Annotated in this window: 17 protein-coding genes and 1 tRNA gene; 6 read left to right on the plus strand and 12 right to left on the minus strand. The window is 47.5% G+C overall.

Annotated elements, in window-relative coordinates:
- Positions 1 to 165: 165 nt before the first annotated feature.
- From GX364_04260 to GX364_04275, 4 genes are read right to left on the minus strand one after another with little or no spacing between them, the layout of a single operon-like run.
- Positions 166 to 726 carry a methyltransferase domain-containing protein gene (locus GX364_04260; GenBank protein ID NLI70060.1) on the minus strand — a complete coding sequence of 187 codons (561 nt, stop codon included), beginning with the start codon at positions 724 to 726 and terminating at the stop codon, positions 166 to 168.
- A gap of 31 nt (positions 727 to 757) precedes the next feature.
- Positions 758 to 1,036 carry a DUF503 domain-containing protein gene (locus GX364_04265; protein NLI70061.1) on the minus strand — a complete coding sequence of 93 codons (279 nt, stop codon included), beginning with the start codon at positions 1,034 to 1,036 and terminating at the stop codon, positions 758 to 760.
- Positions 1,037 to 1,088: 52 nt separating this feature from the next.
- A complete protein-coding gene (locus GX364_04270; protein NLI70062.1) occupies positions 1,089 to 1,550 on the minus strand; it encodes a bifunctional nuclease family protein in 462 nt (153 codons plus the stop codon).
- Positions 1,551 to 1,575: 25 nt separating this feature from the next.
- Positions 1,576 to 2,721, minus strand: a complete 1,146-nt coding sequence (locus tag GX364_04275; GenBank protein NLI70063.1) for a radical SAM protein — start codon at positions 2,719 to 2,721, stop codon at positions 1,576 to 1,578.
- Between the two features lie 269 nt (positions 2,722 to 2,990).
- Here GX364_04275 and GX364_04280 point away from each other — a divergent pair, with 269 nt between their 5' ends.
- A complete protein-coding gene (locus GX364_04280; protein ID NLI70064.1) occupies positions 2,991 to 4,775 on the plus strand; it encodes a cell division protein FtsA in 1,785 nt (594 codons plus the stop codon).
- Positions 4,776 to 4,799: 24 nt separating this feature from the next.
- On the opposite strand, the gene GX364_04285 is transcribed toward GX364_04280, so the two are convergent.
- From GX364_04285 to GX364_04300, 4 genes are all read right to left on the minus strand, one after another.
- Positions 4,800 to 5,180 carry a response regulator gene (locus GX364_04285; protein NLI70065.1) on the minus strand — a complete coding sequence of 127 codons (381 nt, stop codon included), beginning with the start codon at positions 5,178 to 5,180 and terminating at the stop codon, positions 4,800 to 4,802.
- Positions 5,181 to 5,203: 23 nt separating this feature from the next.
- On the minus strand, positions 5,204 to 6,283 hold the full coding sequence (locus GX364_04290; GenBank protein ID NLI70066.1) for a cell wall metabolism sensor histidine kinase WalK: 1,080 nt from the start codon (positions 6,281 to 6,283) through the stop codon (positions 5,204 to 5,206).
- 107 nt (positions 6,284 to 6,390) lie between these two features.
- Complete coding sequence (locus tag GX364_04295) at positions 6,391 to 6,996, minus strand: LUD domain-containing protein (protein NLI70067.1); 606 nt, start codon at positions 6,994 to 6,996, stop codon at positions 6,391 to 6,393.
- Between the two features lie 32 nt (positions 6,997 to 7,028).
- Positions 7,029 to 8,105: an NDP-sugar synthase gene (locus GX364_04300; GenBank protein NLI70068.1), complete on the minus strand. Its 1,077-nt coding sequence runs from the start codon at positions 8,103 to 8,105 to the stop codon at positions 7,029 to 7,031.
- Between the two features lie 864 nt (positions 8,106 to 8,969).
- Here GX364_04300 and GX364_04305 point away from each other — a divergent pair.
- The 5 genes from GX364_04305 (at position 8,970) to GX364_04325 (ending at position 13,731) form a co-directional block, all read left to right on the plus strand.
- Positions 8,970 to 9,659 carry an AzlC family ABC transporter permease gene (locus GX364_04305; protein ID NLI70069.1) on the plus strand — a complete coding sequence of 230 codons (690 nt, stop codon included), beginning with the start codon at positions 8,970 to 8,972 and terminating at the stop codon, positions 9,657 to 9,659.
- Complete coding sequence (locus GX364_04310) at positions 9,652 to 9,978, plus strand: AzlD domain-containing protein (protein ID NLI70070.1); 327 nt, start codon at positions 9,652 to 9,654, stop codon at positions 9,976 to 9,978. The genes GX364_04305 and GX364_04310 overlap by 8 nt, the downstream gene beginning before the upstream one ends.
- Positions 9,979 to 10,201: 223 nt before the next feature.
- The gene (locus tag GX364_04315) at positions 10,202 to 12,316 is read left to right on the plus strand and encodes a CoA-binding protein (GenBank protein NLI70071.1); all 2,115 of its coding nucleotides are present in this window, start codon (positions 10,202 to 10,204) and stop codon (positions 12,314 to 12,316) included.
- Positions 12,317 to 12,432: 116 nt separating this feature from the next.
- A complete protein-coding gene (locus tag GX364_04320) occupies positions 12,433 to 13,497 on the plus strand; it encodes a phosphotransacetylase family protein (GenBank protein ID NLI70072.1) in 1,065 nt (354 codons plus the stop codon).
- A gap of 158 nt (positions 13,498 to 13,655) precedes the next feature.
- Positions 13,656 to 13,731 (plus strand) — tRNA-Arg (locus GX364_04325).
- A 38-nt stretch (positions 13,732 to 13,769) separates the two neighbouring features.
- On the opposite strand, the gene GX364_04330 is transcribed toward GX364_04325, so the two are convergent.
- From GX364_04330 to GX364_04345, 4 genes are all read right to left on the minus strand, one after another.
- Entirely contained in the window at positions 13,770 to 13,979 is a 210-nt protein-coding gene (locus GX364_04330; protein ID NLI70073.1) for a hypothetical protein, read from the minus strand.
- 207 nt (positions 13,980 to 14,186) lie between these two features.
- The gene (locus tag GX364_04335) at positions 14,187 to 14,441 is read right to left on the minus strand and encodes a hypothetical protein (GenBank protein ID NLI70074.1); all 255 of its coding nucleotides are present in this window, start codon (positions 14,439 to 14,441) and stop codon (positions 14,187 to 14,189) included.
- A gap of 3 nt (positions 14,442 to 14,444) precedes the next feature.
- Positions 14,445 to 15,056, minus strand: coding sequence for a hypothetical protein (locus GX364_04340; protein ID NLI70075.1), 612 nt, complete (start codon positions 15,054 to 15,056; stop codon positions 14,445 to 14,447).
- A gap of 141 nt (positions 15,057 to 15,197) precedes the next feature.
- Positions 15,198 to 15,680: a helix-turn-helix transcriptional regulator gene (locus tag GX364_04345; protein ID NLI70076.1), complete on the minus strand. Its 483-nt coding sequence runs from the start codon at positions 15,678 to 15,680 to the stop codon at positions 15,198 to 15,200.
- Positions 15,681 to 15,698: the final 18 nt, after the last annotated feature.

Here is a 15,698-nt window from a genome sequence, read left to right on the forward strand (position 1 = left end):
TTTAAATCAGAACAAAAACAGATATTTGTGTATAAATAATATCATCTTTTGTTTGCTTTTACAAATCATACAGAATGCCGGACGGGAAAATGGAAATGATTTGAAAACTCGGGTACTTTCACCCCTATCCGGCGGTCCAACAACTGCTCACGGCAAATAGCATGATCATAATTTCTGAATGGCAAACAACCGGGGAGGATGGTTTTTTTGATTGATGATGGAATAATGCAAGACCTGATATTGCTTCTGGTCCAGATTCTCAAGCATCCCGGCCAGCTGCTCTCTTTCCTCCATGCCGCCGGGATGCCCGCTGTAGGACACTATGGTAATGATGCCACCCCTGTTGATCAATCGGAGTGATATATCAACTGCTTTCAATGTTGAGGCAGGTCTGGTAACCAGATTGTGATTGCCACCGGGGAGATATCCCAGGTTGAACATCACGGCATCAAGCCGTCCGGAGACATGTTTGTCCATATTTTCATGCCCATCATTTATCAGCAACACGTGATCAGCAAGATTTTCATTGACCAGTTTGCTCCTGGTAATGTTCAGGGCTTCCCTCTGTATATCAAAAGCATAGACGCGGCCTTCCCTGCCCACTATTCTGGCCAGCAACAAGGTGTCATTTCCGTTGCCGGCGGTAGCATCGACGGCAGAACCCCCGGGGCCAAGTGTCGCCCCAACAAGATGTTTTGCAAATTCGATCGCCTTGAGGACAACCATGCCAGGATGCCATCCCTTTCCTTCTTCCACATCAATAATAGCATGACCCGTAGTTTATTATTTCCACCCGGCCGTCGGCTTCCGCGAACTTGATGATTTCTTGCAGCACTTTTTCTGCCCCGGCCCTGTCTGTTGCCGATGTGGCAACTTCTATTTCCGAAATCTGCCACAGATCATGGCTGCCGATTTCATTCACGGTAGCATTGAATCTTTGCCTTACGCGCTGCAAAAGGCTCTTGACAATCCTTCGTTTGTCTTTCAGTGAAGTAGATTCTGCGATATAGATCTCCAGTCTGCAAACCCCGATCATGAACATCGTTCCCCATTTTTTTTGCTATAGCCAAAGAGTGGAAGATGATATTTCAATGAAGATGTGGACCGCCCTCATCGGAATCCTCAAAATCAAAAACGCCCTTTTCCTCTACCAGATCATCAATCGAGATCGTGTAAGCGGCAACTTTATCGGTAATATAAATAGGGGACCCGACGGTCAGTGCCAACGCTATGGCATCACTTGGACGAGCATCGACAATTATCTCACTGTCGTCTTTGGTGAAATACAATTCTGCAAAAAATGTATCATCTTTTATATCGTTAATAATTACTTTGCTTAAACTTGCCCCAAGATGGCTACAGATCGAACTCATAAGGTCGTGGGTCATGGGGCGGGGCAGCAAATTACCCTGCAGTTTCATAATTATTGCTTGCGCTTCCCAGAAACCAATTCCCACGGGCAGAACAATCGCCTCATCGAAATCTACCAGTAGTAGCAGAGGGCTATGCGACTGATCCAGAACAACCTCTTTCACCTTCACGGGAATCATACCTGTCACTCCTTTACAAATGTTTTCAGAGATAGTTGGTGACAATATCGCTGATAAACTCATCCACAGATAGGCCTTTCCCCTTGACTTGCATGAGCAACACTTCTGCTCTTCTCCTCAGTAATGGATTTTCCCTGTCTCCGAGGCAGCGGAACACCCCCGTCCGACGCCCCAGGCGGAACAGCTCTCTTTCTTCTTCCGGGAGGGACATGTAAGCATCTATCGTATCTAGCATGGCCTTTTTACCCTCCGGAAACACCCCTTCGACTTCCTGCAAGAGGTTGAGGATATGATCACTGTGCAATTCACTGCTGATGCCTTCCAGTTTTTCCAGCAATATTCTTTCTTCACGCAAAACCTGTTCATCCGCCAATGGGGTAAATGAACCATCCTGCAACGCTTCTATCAAGGGCGAAAAGGGGTGAACGGCCAGCGTGCGCAGCCTGATATAATCGGGATCAATCTGGTTCAACACTTCCGCTGTTTGCAGAGCATGATCCATCCAGTATTTTTCTCCCCCCAGGCCCAAAATAACATATTCACTGAGAATCAACCCGGCTTCCCTGGCTTTCCGTCCTGCCTCCACATGTTCCTCGGCTGTTACCCCTTTTCTCATGAAGCTCAGGACCTCGTTGCAACCCGACTCGAGCCCCACATGGACTCGTGTCAATCCGGCCTCCTTTATTGATTTCAATTCTTTCAGGCTTCTTTTCGCCAGAGACTTGGCGCGGGCATAGGTTGTTATCCTCGTGACACCTCTGATTTTTTCCTTGATATATGTAATTATCTCACCGAGAGTATCGCCATTGTACACCAGGTTATCGGCATCCTGCAGAAACACGGTTCCTTCTGCATTCAACAGCCAGTTGGCCACGGACAACAGTTCCGGCCGCTGATTGTAGATGGTGTTTACTCCCTTTGCTATACCTTGCCCCCCGCCGCCGCTATCTATTGACAGCAGTTCAGCAGCCTCTTCAACGTGTCTGGCTATGACATCAATATCTTTTTTTATATCCTCCATGGAACGTCGGCTGAATTTATCGAATTTGTACACCGGGCAGAACAAACAGCGATTCCAGGGGCAATTGCGGCTTATACGGATCAACAAACTTCCTGCTTCGTTTGGCGGCCTTATCGGCCCCTGCTCGTAATCATGGGCATGATCAGACATTTCATCCTCCCGAAAATACTTCTACTAAAGTATAACTGATGGTCATCATATGCACAACAGCTATCGTTCATGTCAAGAACCGATGTTTCCCATTAAAATCATCGACCCGATGACCACCAACCCCATGTTGGCAAGGTTTGGGGTATTCGCAGCAGCCATGAAGGGTCACCGATTGAATTGACCTCGAATGTTTAATATAAAAAGGATATTCAGCAAAATATAACGAAATATTAAGCCAGGATAATATTACAAGCAACCGAGGAGAACATATGCCGGAGAAACCTTACGTCATCAACCCCGACCATATCATTTTTGCGCTGGACATCGGAACCCGTACCGTGGTAGGGCTGGTCTGCTATCCCGAGGAAGACAACCTGCGCATACTGGGCATCGAGCTTCAGGAACATCCCGAAAGAGACATGCTCGATGGCCAGATACACAACATTGCGGGGGTAGCCGAAACCGCCAAACAGGTCAAAGAACGGCTGGAAAAGAAACTGCAGGTGGAATTGAACCGGGTTTCAGTTTCTGTCGCCGGAAGAACCTTGACCACATTGCAGAAAAAGGCCGGAAAAATCCTGCCCCCGGAGCACCGTATCCTTCCGGAAGAAATACTGAGCCTGGAGCTGGAAGCAGTCAAAAAAGCGCAGGATGATCTTTCCAACAACAGCGTTGAATCGCCCCATTACTGCGTTGGATACACCACCGTTCAGTACCTTCTTGACGGCTACCCGATCTCGAACCTCGTTTCGCAAAAAGGTCAAAAGATGGAAACGGATGTCCTGGCCACTTTTCTTCCCAATGCGGTCGTCGACAGCCTGCTCACGGTTATCGAAATGATCGGGCTCTCCTTGCACAGCCTTACCCTGGAACCCATTGCCGCCATGCATGCCCTTATCCCCCCCGAATACCGCCTTCTGAATATCGCCCTGCTGGACATCGGGGCCGGCACATCCGACATCGCCATCACAAACGATGGTTCTATAATAGCTTACGCCATGGTACCCATGGCCGGTGATGAAATTACCGAAAAATTGTCCGCGCATTACCTGCTCGACTTTCAAAGCGCTGAAAAACTGAAACTTCAGGCATCCTCCCCCAAAGAACAGTATTCCTTCAGGGATATAATCGGCAACACCATCCGGGCCACCCATGAAGAAATTGTTCAGGTAATAGAACCGGTCGTGGATGAAATTACCGAACAGATATACAGGGCCGTTTTGAAATACAACAAAAAGGAACCGAGTGCCCTCTTCTGTATCGGCGGGGGCAGTAAAACACCCATGCTGCGTGAAAAATTTGCCGAAAAATTTGGTTTGCCCCGGGAAAGAGTTGCCATCCGGGATTTTGGATCCCTGAAAAATATTGTTTACAGCGGTGAAAAATTGAAAGGGCCGGAATGTATTACCCCGATGGGCATAGCCCTCTCGTCCCGGGGAAAAAAATATTTTGGTTTCTCGTATGTGACCGTGAACGGCAAAGTTGTCCGCCTGCTGGAAACAGAGGCAACCTCCATCGGCAGGGTATTGATTGTCGCCGGTTACAGCCCCCGTTCCCTGATCGCCCTGCGCGGTGCATCGAAAACAATACTCGTCGGCGGCCGGGAGAAGATCTATCCGGGCAAACCCGGCAAAAATGCCATCATCAGATTGAATGGCGAACCGGCAAGCCTGGACGCCATCGTTCAGTCCAACGATGAAATCATGGTGGAGCCGGCTACCCCCGGAGAGGAAGCTGTCATCACCATGCAAGATGTCATCAATCACGATCACTATTATGTTTTTGTCAAACAAAATAAAATTAAAATCAGACCCCACGTGACGGTCAATGGAGAACTCGCGGACAAACACCGGGAGTTGGCAGATGGTGATGTGATCGAGATTGAAGGCTTTGGCACGCTGGCCGATCTGAAAAACCGCATGGATGCAGGAATACCCACGCCAACCGAAGAAATAACGATAAACGGAAAACCGGCGAACGATAAATATCGTATCAAGCCGCTTGATCGTATTGACTGGAATCAACGGAAGACAACACCGCCGTCGCGACTGTAAACAGTTTTTACCCGGAGAGGAAGGCTACTCCCCCTCCCCCTTGTCGGGTAGATAATGCTTTATTTTATCCCATAGCTCCTGTGGACGGAACGGCTTGGTCATGTACGACTCCGCCCCCAATTCCGCCACCCTTTGACGGTCCTCCATGCCCGTTCTGGCCGTAAGAACGATAATCGGAATATCTTTTGTTTCTTCATTGCTTTTCAAGGTGCGGCACACTTCAAAACCATCCACCTTGGGAAGCATCAAATCAAGCAAGATCAGATCAGGCTTCCGCTCGTTAACATAATCCAGGGCCTCCTCGCCATCTTCAACCACGTGCACATCGTACCCCACTGCCTCCAGACAGGTACGAACACCCAGTATGATATTTTTCTCATCTTCCACCAACAGGATTTCACCCATATCAATACCTCCAGTAAATTTGGTTACAGTTTTTCCTTCGCGCTCAAAGGCAATGAAAAAGTAAAGGTACTTCCCTGTCCTTCAACGCTTTCCACCCAGATACGCCCGCCATGAGCTTCCACGACCTCCTGGCAGATAGCAAGCCCGAGCCCCGATCCCCCGGCAGGAGCCTCGCCGTTTTTCACCTGAACGAATTTCTTGAAAATCTTTTTTTGGTAAAGCCTCGGTATTCCGCACCCGGTATCTATAACTGAAATAAACATACGGTTGCCCGATGGTTTTTTGGCTTTTATCTTTATATTACCCCCTTCCGGTGTGTAACGGAGAGCATTCCCGATCAAGTTTGTCAACAGCCATATTATTTTGTTGAAGTCCGCCTCGACAGGGGGCAACTGCGAAGGCAGGTCGGCTGTAATGGTGATTTTTTTTGCTTCCGCCTGTAAAGCCAGCAGACGTATCGCCTCCTCCACCAGTTCCCTCGGGTCCACCGCTTCCTTCTCTATGTTGATACGGCCGGACTCCATCCTGGAAAGTTCCAGCAGGTTGTTGACAAGGTTGTCGAGCCTGTCACAATCTTCCTCGATAGCCCCGACGATCTGCCGGCCCTTTTCGTTCAATTCCCCCAGCAGGCCTTCCTTCAACATGCCTACCCCGATGGCAATTGAAGCAAGCGGCGTCCTGAATTCATGCGACACGATACTCACAAAATTGGCTTTGATTTTTTCCAGCTCGCCAAACCTGGACACATCGGACAGCAGAACCAGAGCACCGGACAGTTTCCCATTTTCAAAGACCGGATTCACGCTTATTTTGAAGAAATATTCGATGTTGCGGTCCTCCAACCTTATTGTAGCCGTCTCGTACGAGCTTCCGGAAGGTTCCCCGCTTATCAAAACTTCTTCAACAAGATTCGCTATCTTGTAAATTTTGATAGCCTCGTTGAATTTTGTTCCCTGAACCTCGGTCCGTGAAAGATGAAAGACTTTCTCGGCTTTCCGGTTGAGCCATTCAATACAACCTTTACTGTCGGTCAAAATCAACGGATCCGGTAGAATATCCAGTATTGCTTTTCCGTGAATATCGTCTTTGCTTTCGTTTAACATTCAAACCGCCCCTTTTTATCGACAAGAAAGAGCAAATAAATTATGATTTTCTCCCCGCCTGCCTCTGCCTTCAAGAAAAAAACAGAAAGGCTCCCGTCTGGCCGGGATCAGAACCCCAGCTCTTCCCCGACCAACACTACCTTCAAATTCGTATGCAGGGGTTTCCCTTCAATGATGGTCACCACGTTGCAAATACGCAGATCATGGTTGCAATCGGTGCATCTCCCCAGGCGGGCACAGGGAAGGTCCAGATTCAACCTGCGGGCATTCAACGGAGAAACTACATTTTTTATCCTGTCAAGTGCAGAATCAAGATCGGGGACGATCTTGTTGATTCCGGCCACAACAAACACCGTTTCCGGGCCAAAGGCCATGGCCGAGACCCGATTCCCGATACCATCAATATTGACCAGCCGCCCATCTTCGGTCAATGCGTTCGTTCCCGTGAGAAAAAATCTGGCCCGTGATGCCCTTCTTCTTACAATTTCGGCCTCTTCCGCCGGGCAGTTCCAGTGCCAGAGGACATCGCATCTTTTGTGCCGCAACCCATCGATGAGACCGATCTCCTGTATGCTCACGGACCCTCCTACACCCACGGTCTCACCATCGGGAATGGCTCTGAGGATCTCTTCCCGCGCCCCCTGTTTGTTTTCCGTAAAACAAACATCAATTCTTCTTCTCTTCAAAGATTCGATCACATCTGCAACAACCATATCGGAGAAAACCCGGACCCGTCGGTTCCCGTTCAAGGCCTGGCCTTGTTGTTCCTTTCATTATCCACTAGAAATTCGAACTGATCGTTGTCGATGATCTTTTTCTCCAGGAACAGGTCGGGCTTCAACTCACACCCCTCTCCCACAATGCAATCCATGAGCTGGCTCCCATGGCCAACACTCACATTTTCCCAGAAGATGCCTCTTTTGATGATCACATCCTCGTTGATCGTGGTCTTCTTGCCAAGAGTTACCGGTCCGTATATCTGGGCCCCCTTGCCGATAAAACAGTCATCTCCAATAACAACAGGGCCAACAATCACCGTTTCGGGATGGATAACCGGCCTTTCGCCAATCCATATATTCGATTCAAAGCGCTTGCCCGGTATATCGACCTCCACCAACCCGGTCAACATATCATAATGAGCTTCCCGGTAAACTTCCAGAGTACCTATATCACACCAGTAATTCCTCATCGCGTAACCGGCGATCTTTTCGCCTTTTCCCAGAAGCTCGGGAAAAACATTGACACCAAAATCAAAAAATTGATCTTCAGGTATGTATGAAAATATCTCGTTTTCGAAGAGGTATATCCCCGTGTTGGCCAGGGTGCTGATCGCCTCTTTCAACGTCGGTTTCTCCTGAAATTGTGTAATATAACCTTCGCTGTCCCTCGTAACCACCCCGTAGTATGTGGGGTCCGGCACTTTTTTCAGTGCAAGGGTAGCTATTCCCCCATGAGATCGATGATATTCGTGAAACAAATCAAGATTGATATCGGTAAGAGCATCCCCGCTGACTACCAGGAAGGAATCTTCCCCGAAATAACTTTCAACATTCTTGACTCCGCCTGCAGTACCCAGAAGCTCCTCCTCGTATGAATAGGTAATATTGACCCCGAAAGGCTCCCCCCCGGCAAAATGCTGGCGTATCGGTTTGGGCATGTAGTGGAGATTGATAATTATGTCGGTAATGCCATATCTTCTCAGCAACCTGATCGTATGCTCGAGGCAAGGCCTGCCGGCAAGCTGCACCATGGGCTTTGATACCAGATTGGTCAACGGCCGTAGGCGGGTTCCCAGCCCCGCTGCCAGAATCATCGCTTTCATACAGATAATCATCCTTTCAAACAGATGTTCTCCATACAAGAGTATTGCCTAGTATACCACAACGGCATTTCGCGAAATGAATTGCGGCCAAAAAATAAGGGCTTTCTCCCTGCAACCAGGAATCAATGCAGAAAGAACGGTGCCCGGCAATCTTTCCAAAATATAATGTACAAAGTATAACCCGATACATTTGCTTCAAACAGCAGGTTCCCGGTTCATATATCGAGTAAAATATCTCGACCCCGGTTACGATTGCTTTTGAAAAGGACCTACTTTTGCAATATATGACGGCATTTGTATAAAATACTTTTGACAAAAGGTTGAACTCTCATGGACGATACACCCCGCAAGGGGCACATGGACAGAACCCCTCTATCAAATTGATGGTAATATCCAAAATCAGGTCCGGCCTTTCAATCTTTTTCTTTTTTTTGCTCTTCTCCTTTTTTTGCGCTGTCTCTTCAATTGTTTTCTGGATAATGTGGTCTTAGCTATTGTAAAGCCCTCCCTTTGCAACTTCTTTCAAAGACAACATATATTTTAACCGCAAAATGGTATTAAAGCAACAATATTAACAAACTCGGCCATATCAACCTCTCTCCAAAAAATTGGAATACCCACACAAATTCAAACCATTTGTTTATTTGTGAAACCTCTGCCTCCGTCCGGGGGCCGCGGCCAACACCCCGCTATAAAAGAGTGCAGGACTGACAGGGCGGGGTTCCCTGTCCCATCCCCGGCAAGATTCGGGATCAAAGGAGGATTCTACAAACTTGCTGCAGAACTATGCTAGGACCGGAAACAGCCACTTCCCGGCAAGATTCTGGTGTATTTCAAAGAATAGTAAAAGAGTCCTTTGCAGATATGTTCAAGAAAGAACTACAACAGGGGTTGAAAGACGCATTTCCGATTGTTCTGGGATATCTCCCCTTGGGCTTTGCCTTCGGCATCATGGCCGGCGATGCAGGGCTTTCAGTTTTCCAGGCAGTCTCGATGTCAGCTCTCTGCCTCACCGGTGCCGGCCAATTCATTGCCATCGGAATGTTCAAGGCCGGTGGTTCAATTGTCGCTATCATCCTGACCAATATCCTTGTCAATCTGCGTTATACACTTTTTGCCGCATCGACAGTGCCCTGCTTGAAAAACAGGATCCCTCCGGCAACGGCCACCATCCTCTCTTACGGTCTGACAGATGAGGTTTATGCCGTTTCGATGAACCGTTACCGGACACACCCGGCCACAACATCTTATCTGGCCGCACTCGTTTTTGCCGCCCATCTATCCTGGATATTGAGTACCCTGATCGGTGCGCTGGCTGGCACTCTCGTCGTTGATATCAGCAAGCTGGGAATGAATTTTATTCTTCCGGCAATGTATATATCTTTGCTGATCCTGATGATCAAAAAAAAATCAGATCTGTACACTGCCCTTGCAGCGGCTCTGATTGCTTTGCTGGTGGGGCACTTTGTACCCTCTGCCATGTCCAACAATTTCAATATCGTTGCCGCAACATTTATCGGCGCGACCCTGGGGGTAGTCTTGAGCCATGAATAACCTTTATGTATGGTTTCTTATTTTTGGCGTTTCGGCCGTCAGCATGGCGCCGCGGATCATCCCGGTGGCTCTCTTTTCACGATTTAAAATGCCGCCATGGCTCGAAAAATGGCTTTCATTTGTTGCGCCCGCTGTTCTTGGCGCCCTCACTTCCGTAAGCATCCTGGCACCCCGGGGCAAAATCGATCTTGGCACGGGCAATCTTTACATCTGGGCCTTTATCCCCACGCTGGCAGCAGGGTTGAAAACAAAAAGCCCCTTCATCACATTGGCCGTGGGTGCCATCTCCATGGCTCTGTTGATTTATTTTGCGGGATGACAAAAACTGCGATGGATCATCCCTCGTATTCTCTCCAGGCCCTCTTCCTTGCATCAACCACCATTGCACAACACCATCCGCCCCGCTCTGTATTCCTCGCTGCCCCAAAGTATGTTATCATGGATTGAGAAGGCAAATCCACGAACCGTACCCGGGGACATTGTTGAAATAATCACACCCCAAAAATGAAATAATAACAAATAAGCAAAGGGCAGATGAAATTATGGCAAAAATGGATTTCATGTTCAACCCCAAAGAATTGGCAGTGGTCGGCGCTTCAAACACCCCCGGTAAAATTGGCCATGCTGTTTTGAAGAACATTATTGATAGCGGCTACAAGGGTACAATAGTACCACTCAACCCCGGGGAAAATGAGATACAGGGGCTAAAATGTTACAAATCAATCGGCGAATACGGCCCGGTCGATCTGGCCATTCTCTGTATCCCGGAAAAGTTGGTAGCCGGTATTGCACGCGATTGCGGCGAAGCAGGTGTAAAAGGGCTCATCGTCATCACTGCAGGTTTCAAAGAAACAGGACCGGAGGGACTTCAACGGGAGAGGGAACTGGTGCAGATATGCGAAAAATACAACATGTCCATGCTGGGGCCCAACTGCGTTGGCCTCATAGATACGCACACCCCGTTGAATGCCTCCTTTGCTACAGGGAACCCCCCGCCCGGAAATATTTCATTCATCTCCCAGAGCGGTGCGATGCTCGTCTCCATTATCGACTGGAGTTTTTCTACCACCCTGGGGTTCTCCCGTTTCATCAGCCTCGGCAACAAGGCCAACCTGAGTGAAGTCGATTTTATCGAAAGTTCGGTTGCCGACCCCAATACAAAAGTTATTCTATGCTATATAGAAGATGTCGTTGATGGCAAAAACTTCATCGATGTCGTGACCAGAGCCAGCATGGAGAAGCCGGTCATTATTCTAAAATCCGGAACCAGTGAATCAGGAGCCAAGGCGGCCAGCTCACACACAGGCGCCCTTGCGGGCAGCGATCAGGCCTACGATATTTCCTTTTTGCATAGCGGGGTCATTCGTGTCAAGAGAATGGAAGAACTCTTTGATCTGGCTGCCGCTTTCTCCATGTTGCCCCTCCCCGCCAATGACCGGATCGGCGTGGTAACCAACTCGGGCGGCCCGGGCATCATTACCGCCGATTGTGTTGAAAAATCCGGCTTGAGGATGGCTCGTTTTGACAAGAACACCCTGGATATTCTCAGATCCGCACTCCCCAAGGAAGCAAGTATCTACAACCCCGTCGACATTCTAGGTGATGCGACGGTGGAACGCTATGAATTGGCATTGGAAAAAGTCCTCGCCGACGAGAATACCGATAGCGCCATCCTGCTGCTGACCCCCACCGCGGTTACCGATCCCGAAGCTGTCGCTGATGCCGTGATCAAAGTCAGAAAGAAATTTGCCCACAAGCCCCTCTTCGCCATCCTCATGGGTGGAAAGACACTGGAAAAAGCAAAACAGAAGATAGCCAGCAACAACATACCGGTCTACACTTTCCCGGAACCGGCAGTAAAAGCAATCAAGGGTATGGCCTCTTACACGAGATTCAAACAGGAATACAGGGAAAAAGAAGAAATGTTCAAACCGGAAGGTGACCAGAATGCAGTTAAGGCCATATTCTATGATGTTCTGAAAGACAGGAGACTGGTACTGCTGGGAGACGAGACATCCCGCGTTGCTTCCGCCTATGGAATACCGGTCAGCCCCATCCTCAGAGCCCGAACAAAAGATGAAGCCATCAACATCAGTGAAAGGCTGGGTTATCCCGTGGCCATGAAAATAGCCTCCCATCATATCATTCACAAAACCGATGTCGGAGGAGTAAAATTGAACCTTTATAACAAAACAGAGGTTGGAAAAGCCTACGGGGACATGCTGAGACGTGTCAAACACTTTCTACCCGATGCACCCATCTACGGAGTGGAAATCCAGAAGATGGTTGGCGAGGGGATAGAACTCATCATTGGCATGACCAGGGACATCCAGTTTGGCCCCCTCATTGCCTTTGGTCTTGGTGGCATCTATGTAAACCTTATGGAAGACGTCGCTTTCAGCCTGGCAGCGGTTTTGAAGGATCCGGACGAGATCGAAAACCTGATTCGTAAAACCAAGGTATACTCCCTTCTGCGGGGATACAGGGGCAGCAAACCGGCAGACATCGCGGCGGTCGTGGATACCATTGCCAGGGTAGCTTCCCTGGCCATGGACTTCGAGGAAATCGTGGAGATGGATATCAACCCCCTGCGGGCGTTCAACAAAGGGGTTTCGGCACTGGATATAAAAATAACGATCAATCCCCACTGGGATTGATGATGTTGGCGGACATGTTTGTCTTGTTCAAACCTGCCCGCGGATAGCACATCGGGGTCCATCCGTAATGGGAATGGATCAATGGAGCAAATACCATCAGAAAGGAGCCATTGTAGATGCGCGCAATCTACCTTTCCGGAAGAGCCGGCAGCGGAAAAACGGCATTGGCTCTGCCTATTGCCCTGAAGATCAAAGAAGAGGGATACAGTGTATCCTATTTCAAACCACTTGGCACACACCGGGGGCCAACCAAACAGGTTGATGATGACAGCAAGTTCATGAAAGAAATATTGCAACTGAAACATTCAAGCAAGACCATATCGCCCCTTACCATTACCGAGTACTATCTCTCCTCGGAAAAATTGGAACGCGAGGAAGCCCTGCTGAAAGATCTGGATAGGTGCTTCGGTAAAGTATCTCATGGTACAGACGTTGTCCTCATAGAAGGCGGGATCACTCCTTTCATGGGAGGCAGCAATGCCATGGATGACTTCAACCTGGCCCTGCGTTGGAACGCTTCCATGCTACACATAATCAGGGCCGATGACGATTTCGAGTTTGACAATTCCTTGATATACCTCGAATATGCACAAAAAATGGGCCTGCCTGCCCTCGGATGCATTTTCAACAACACCTCGGATGCACAGTGGAATGTCACTTCCGGCATCTACAGGGATATTGTTGAAAGAAAAAATGTAGAGGTGATCGGGATCATGCCGCGGCGCAGGGCCATTGCCGCCCCCACCGTCAACGAATTTCTTGATGTCCTTGGTGGTGAACTGCTGACCGAACGATCCGACCTGAACCGCCCGGTGGAAAACATCACCATAGGAACGATGACCCCCGAGAGTGCTTTGAGCTACCTGCGACGTTCCCCCAACAAGGCCGTGATCACCGGCGGGGACCGCATCGACATGGCCCTGTCGGCCCTGGAAACCAGCACTTCCGTGCTCATCCTCACCGGAGGCCTCTACCCCGATCTGAAAGTTATCTTCCGAGCCGAGGAAAAAGGTGTACCCGTCGTTCTTGTTCATCAGGACACCTTTTCCACGGTGGAAAATTTGCATGACATTTGCCGGACCATCAACCCGAAAAATGAAGAGGCAATCCGCATCCTGAAAGAAGATGCTGCGCAGTTCATCGACTTCAGGCCGATCATGACATTGCTCAAAGAAAAATAAAAGGGGAAATTAAAATCGGGGTTCAATCTTGCCTCATCGTGGAAGGGGTATCCCCTTCCACGATGGATACATGACCATTATTTTTTGCCGTTACTGCTAGCTGCATTTCTTGATTATCAACGATAATTCAATTATAATATCATCAATAGAAAATACATGCGCCTGTAGCTCAGGGGATAGAGCAATGGATTCCTAATCCATGTGTCGGGGGTTCAAGTCCTCCCAGGCGTACCATTTCAAATGGAGGTCGCAAACGCTTGTGGCACAAGGGTTTACATGACTTCCATTTTTTTATGCACACGTCCCGGAAATGAGTATCGGATGCATTGTCCGTCACCCCTGGGCTTGGTTTTTCCGTATTTTTTGCCAAACTGTTGCGCAAGTTTTGCCATTTTGAGGTTTTCCAAGAGGTCAACCATGCAGTGTTCATCGGCATCTACGGGATATTTTAGCCCCGTCGAAACAGCTTTTTCTTTGGTCAAATTTTCCAAACTTTTGCCAAAAAGTTTGCGTATTTTCTGCAAATTTGGCAAATAATTGACGTTTTGACCGTTTTATGCCCGTTTTTGCATTTTTGTTGCAGACCAACAATGCAGTGTTCATCGCTGTTTACAGCGTTTTTTCGGAAACGATCACATGGATTTTTAGTCCCATACTCAATTACCGTCGATTGTAGTTCAGTAATTGAGTTATTTTGGAACGTTTTGTGATCGGCGGTTCTCCGGATAATATATTGGCCTCGGCTGCCCCGGTTTGGTGTTCTGCATCGGGATGAATATAGACATCGGCCGTAAAACTGGTGCTGCTGTGACCCAGCCTGTCCGATACGATTTTAATGGGAATGTTGCTGTCTGCCAACCTACATAGGCGTCCCCTATTGTAGCGCCAGTATAGCTTCCTAGGTTTTTCTCAGAGAAGGTATATCCTTCTGCAAAAGCATCCATCTATTATCCCTCCAAGAATTTCTGTAAACCATCAAGATACAAGGCCATTGTCAAACATCTATACTGCTGTTCTCTAATCTCCTTACGTAACATGTTTGTAGCAACCGAGCTTGATGTAATAAGTCCTTTGGGGTGAGCTAAAAGTGGATTATATTTATAAGGATAATTCGCAAACGTCCATTTTAAAGAATTAACAGCATTTGCAGTCAAATCTTCAAACTCTTGCTGGTAATTCTTGCTAAACTCTAAAAAGTCTTTATACTCATCCTTCTTAAGCAAAGAATCCTCCACATACATAACTGCTCTTTTACCAAGCCAGCCATATTTCATACCATATTTATTAAACATGATATTGACATTTTTTCTCTGTTCATTAGCTTCCTTAAAATTCCCCATAAATAAGATATTGGTGTTAGATGTTATTTTAGGTAAAGTATCCTTATATTGCTTAGGAGTGTACATGACTGCCGAAATACTACCATCCTTTGTACCAATAACTTTCCCATCCTTATCATCATTCTGCCCGATTAATGCCATAAGGTAATTTGCATACTCTCTCGTCTTCACATCGTATACAATAATCAACGAGATTTTCTTATTCTGATTATCGAACATAACTATTTCCTCCCACAATTTTGATTTGTTTTGCTATCATATATTTTTTGCTTAATTTCCAGCATAACTTTCTTCATTACTCTGTTTCCAATTCCCTTTAATCACAATACCAATGCTTTGACATCTATATTTCTTTCTCTTCTACTTTTTGTCTTTTATTGCCTTTTGTAACCATGCACTTGTTCCTCCAACCAAAGCCATTTCAGGGATAATAACAGGAATTGTTGCTAACGCCGTAGCTAATCCAAGTGCTCCTACAGCACTCACAAATTCCTTCGACACATCCTTTCGTGTTGTTGTACCTGCTAAAATTGATGGAGTAAGCATATTTGCTTTAGCAAGTAATGCTTTTCTATCTGCACTGTTATATTTATCAGGGTTATCGATAAACACATCTAACAGGCACTTTAACATTTCTGTATCTTCTGGAAATCCTACCATTTCAGCATCCAATACAGTTCTTATGGCAATATATTGAGTTTTATTCAATTTGTTTCTCTTTGCTTCAAGATTATTGATAGTTTGTCGAGTAACACCAATTCGTTCACCAAACTCCTCTGCAGTCCAACCAGCAGCCCTACGAATTAAAAGCAAGTGTTCTTGTAATCTTTCTATTTCTTTCATAATGCTACCTCCTTGTAT

The sequence above is a fragment of the Bacillota bacterium genome, from assembly GCA_012518215.1.
GTDB lineage: Bacteria > Bacillota > Dethiobacteria > DTU022 > PWGO01 > JAAYSV01.

Bases quoted from the DNA above. Each gene is read 5' to 3' on its own strand.
- GX364_04340 (NLI70075.1), bottom strand. From the start codon at position 15,056: ATGTTCGATAATCAGAATAAGAAAATCTCGTTGATTATTGTATACGAT.
- GX364_04295 (NLI70067.1), bottom strand. From the start codon at position 6,996: ATGGTTGTTGCAGATGTGATCGAATCTTTGAAGAGAAGAAGAATTGAT.
- GX364_04315 (NLI70071.1), top strand. From the start codon at position 10,202: ATGGCAAAAATGGATTTCATGTTCAACCCCAAAGAATTGGCAGTGGTC.
- GX364_04260 (NLI70060.1), bottom strand. From the start codon at position 726: ATGGTTGTCCTCAAGGCGATCGAATTTGCAAAACATCTTGTTGGGGCG.
- GX364_04265 (NLI70061.1), bottom strand. From the start codon at position 1,036: ATGATCGGGGTTTGCAGACTGGAGATCTATATCGCAGAATCTACTTCA.
- GX364_04300 (NLI70068.1), bottom strand. From the start codon at position 8,105: ATGAAAGCGATGATTCTGGCAGCGGGGCTGGGAACCCGCCTACGGCCG.
- GX364_04280 (NLI70064.1), top strand. From the start codon at position 2,991: ATGCCGGAGAAACCTTACGTCATCAACCCCGACCATATCATTTTTGCG.
- GX364_04345 (NLI70076.1), bottom strand. From the start codon at position 15,680: ATGAAAGAAATAGAAAGATTACAAGAACACTTGCTTTTAATTCGTAGG.
- GX364_04275 (NLI70063.1), bottom strand. From the start codon at position 2,721: ATGTCTGATCATGCCCATGATTACGAGCAGGGGCCGATAAGGCCGCCA.
- GX364_04270 (NLI70062.1), bottom strand. From the start codon at position 1,550: ATGATTCCCGTGAAGGTGAAAGAGGTTGTTCTGGATCAGTCGCATAGC.
- GX364_04335 (NLI70074.1), bottom strand. From the start codon at position 14,441: ATGGATGCTTTTGCAGAAGGATATACCTTCTCTGAGAAAAACCTAGGA.
- GX364_04285 (NLI70065.1), bottom strand. From the start codon at position 5,180: ATGGGTGAAATCCTGTTGGTGGAAGATGAGAAAAATATCATACTGGGT.
- GX364_04290 (NLI70066.1), bottom strand. From the start codon at position 6,283: ATGTTAAACGAAAGCAAAGACGATATTCACGGAAAAGCAATACTGGAT.
- GX364_04320 (NLI70072.1), top strand. From the start codon at position 12,433: ATGCGCGCAATCTACCTTTCCGGAAGAGCCGGCAGCGGAAAAACGGCA.
- GX364_04305 (NLI70069.1), top strand. From the start codon at position 8,970: ATGTTCAAGAAAGAACTACAACAGGGGTTGAAAGACGCATTTCCGATT.
- GX364_04310 (NLI70070.1), top strand. From the start codon at position 9,652: ATGAATAACCTTTATGTATGGTTTCTTATTTTTGGCGTTTCGGCCGTC.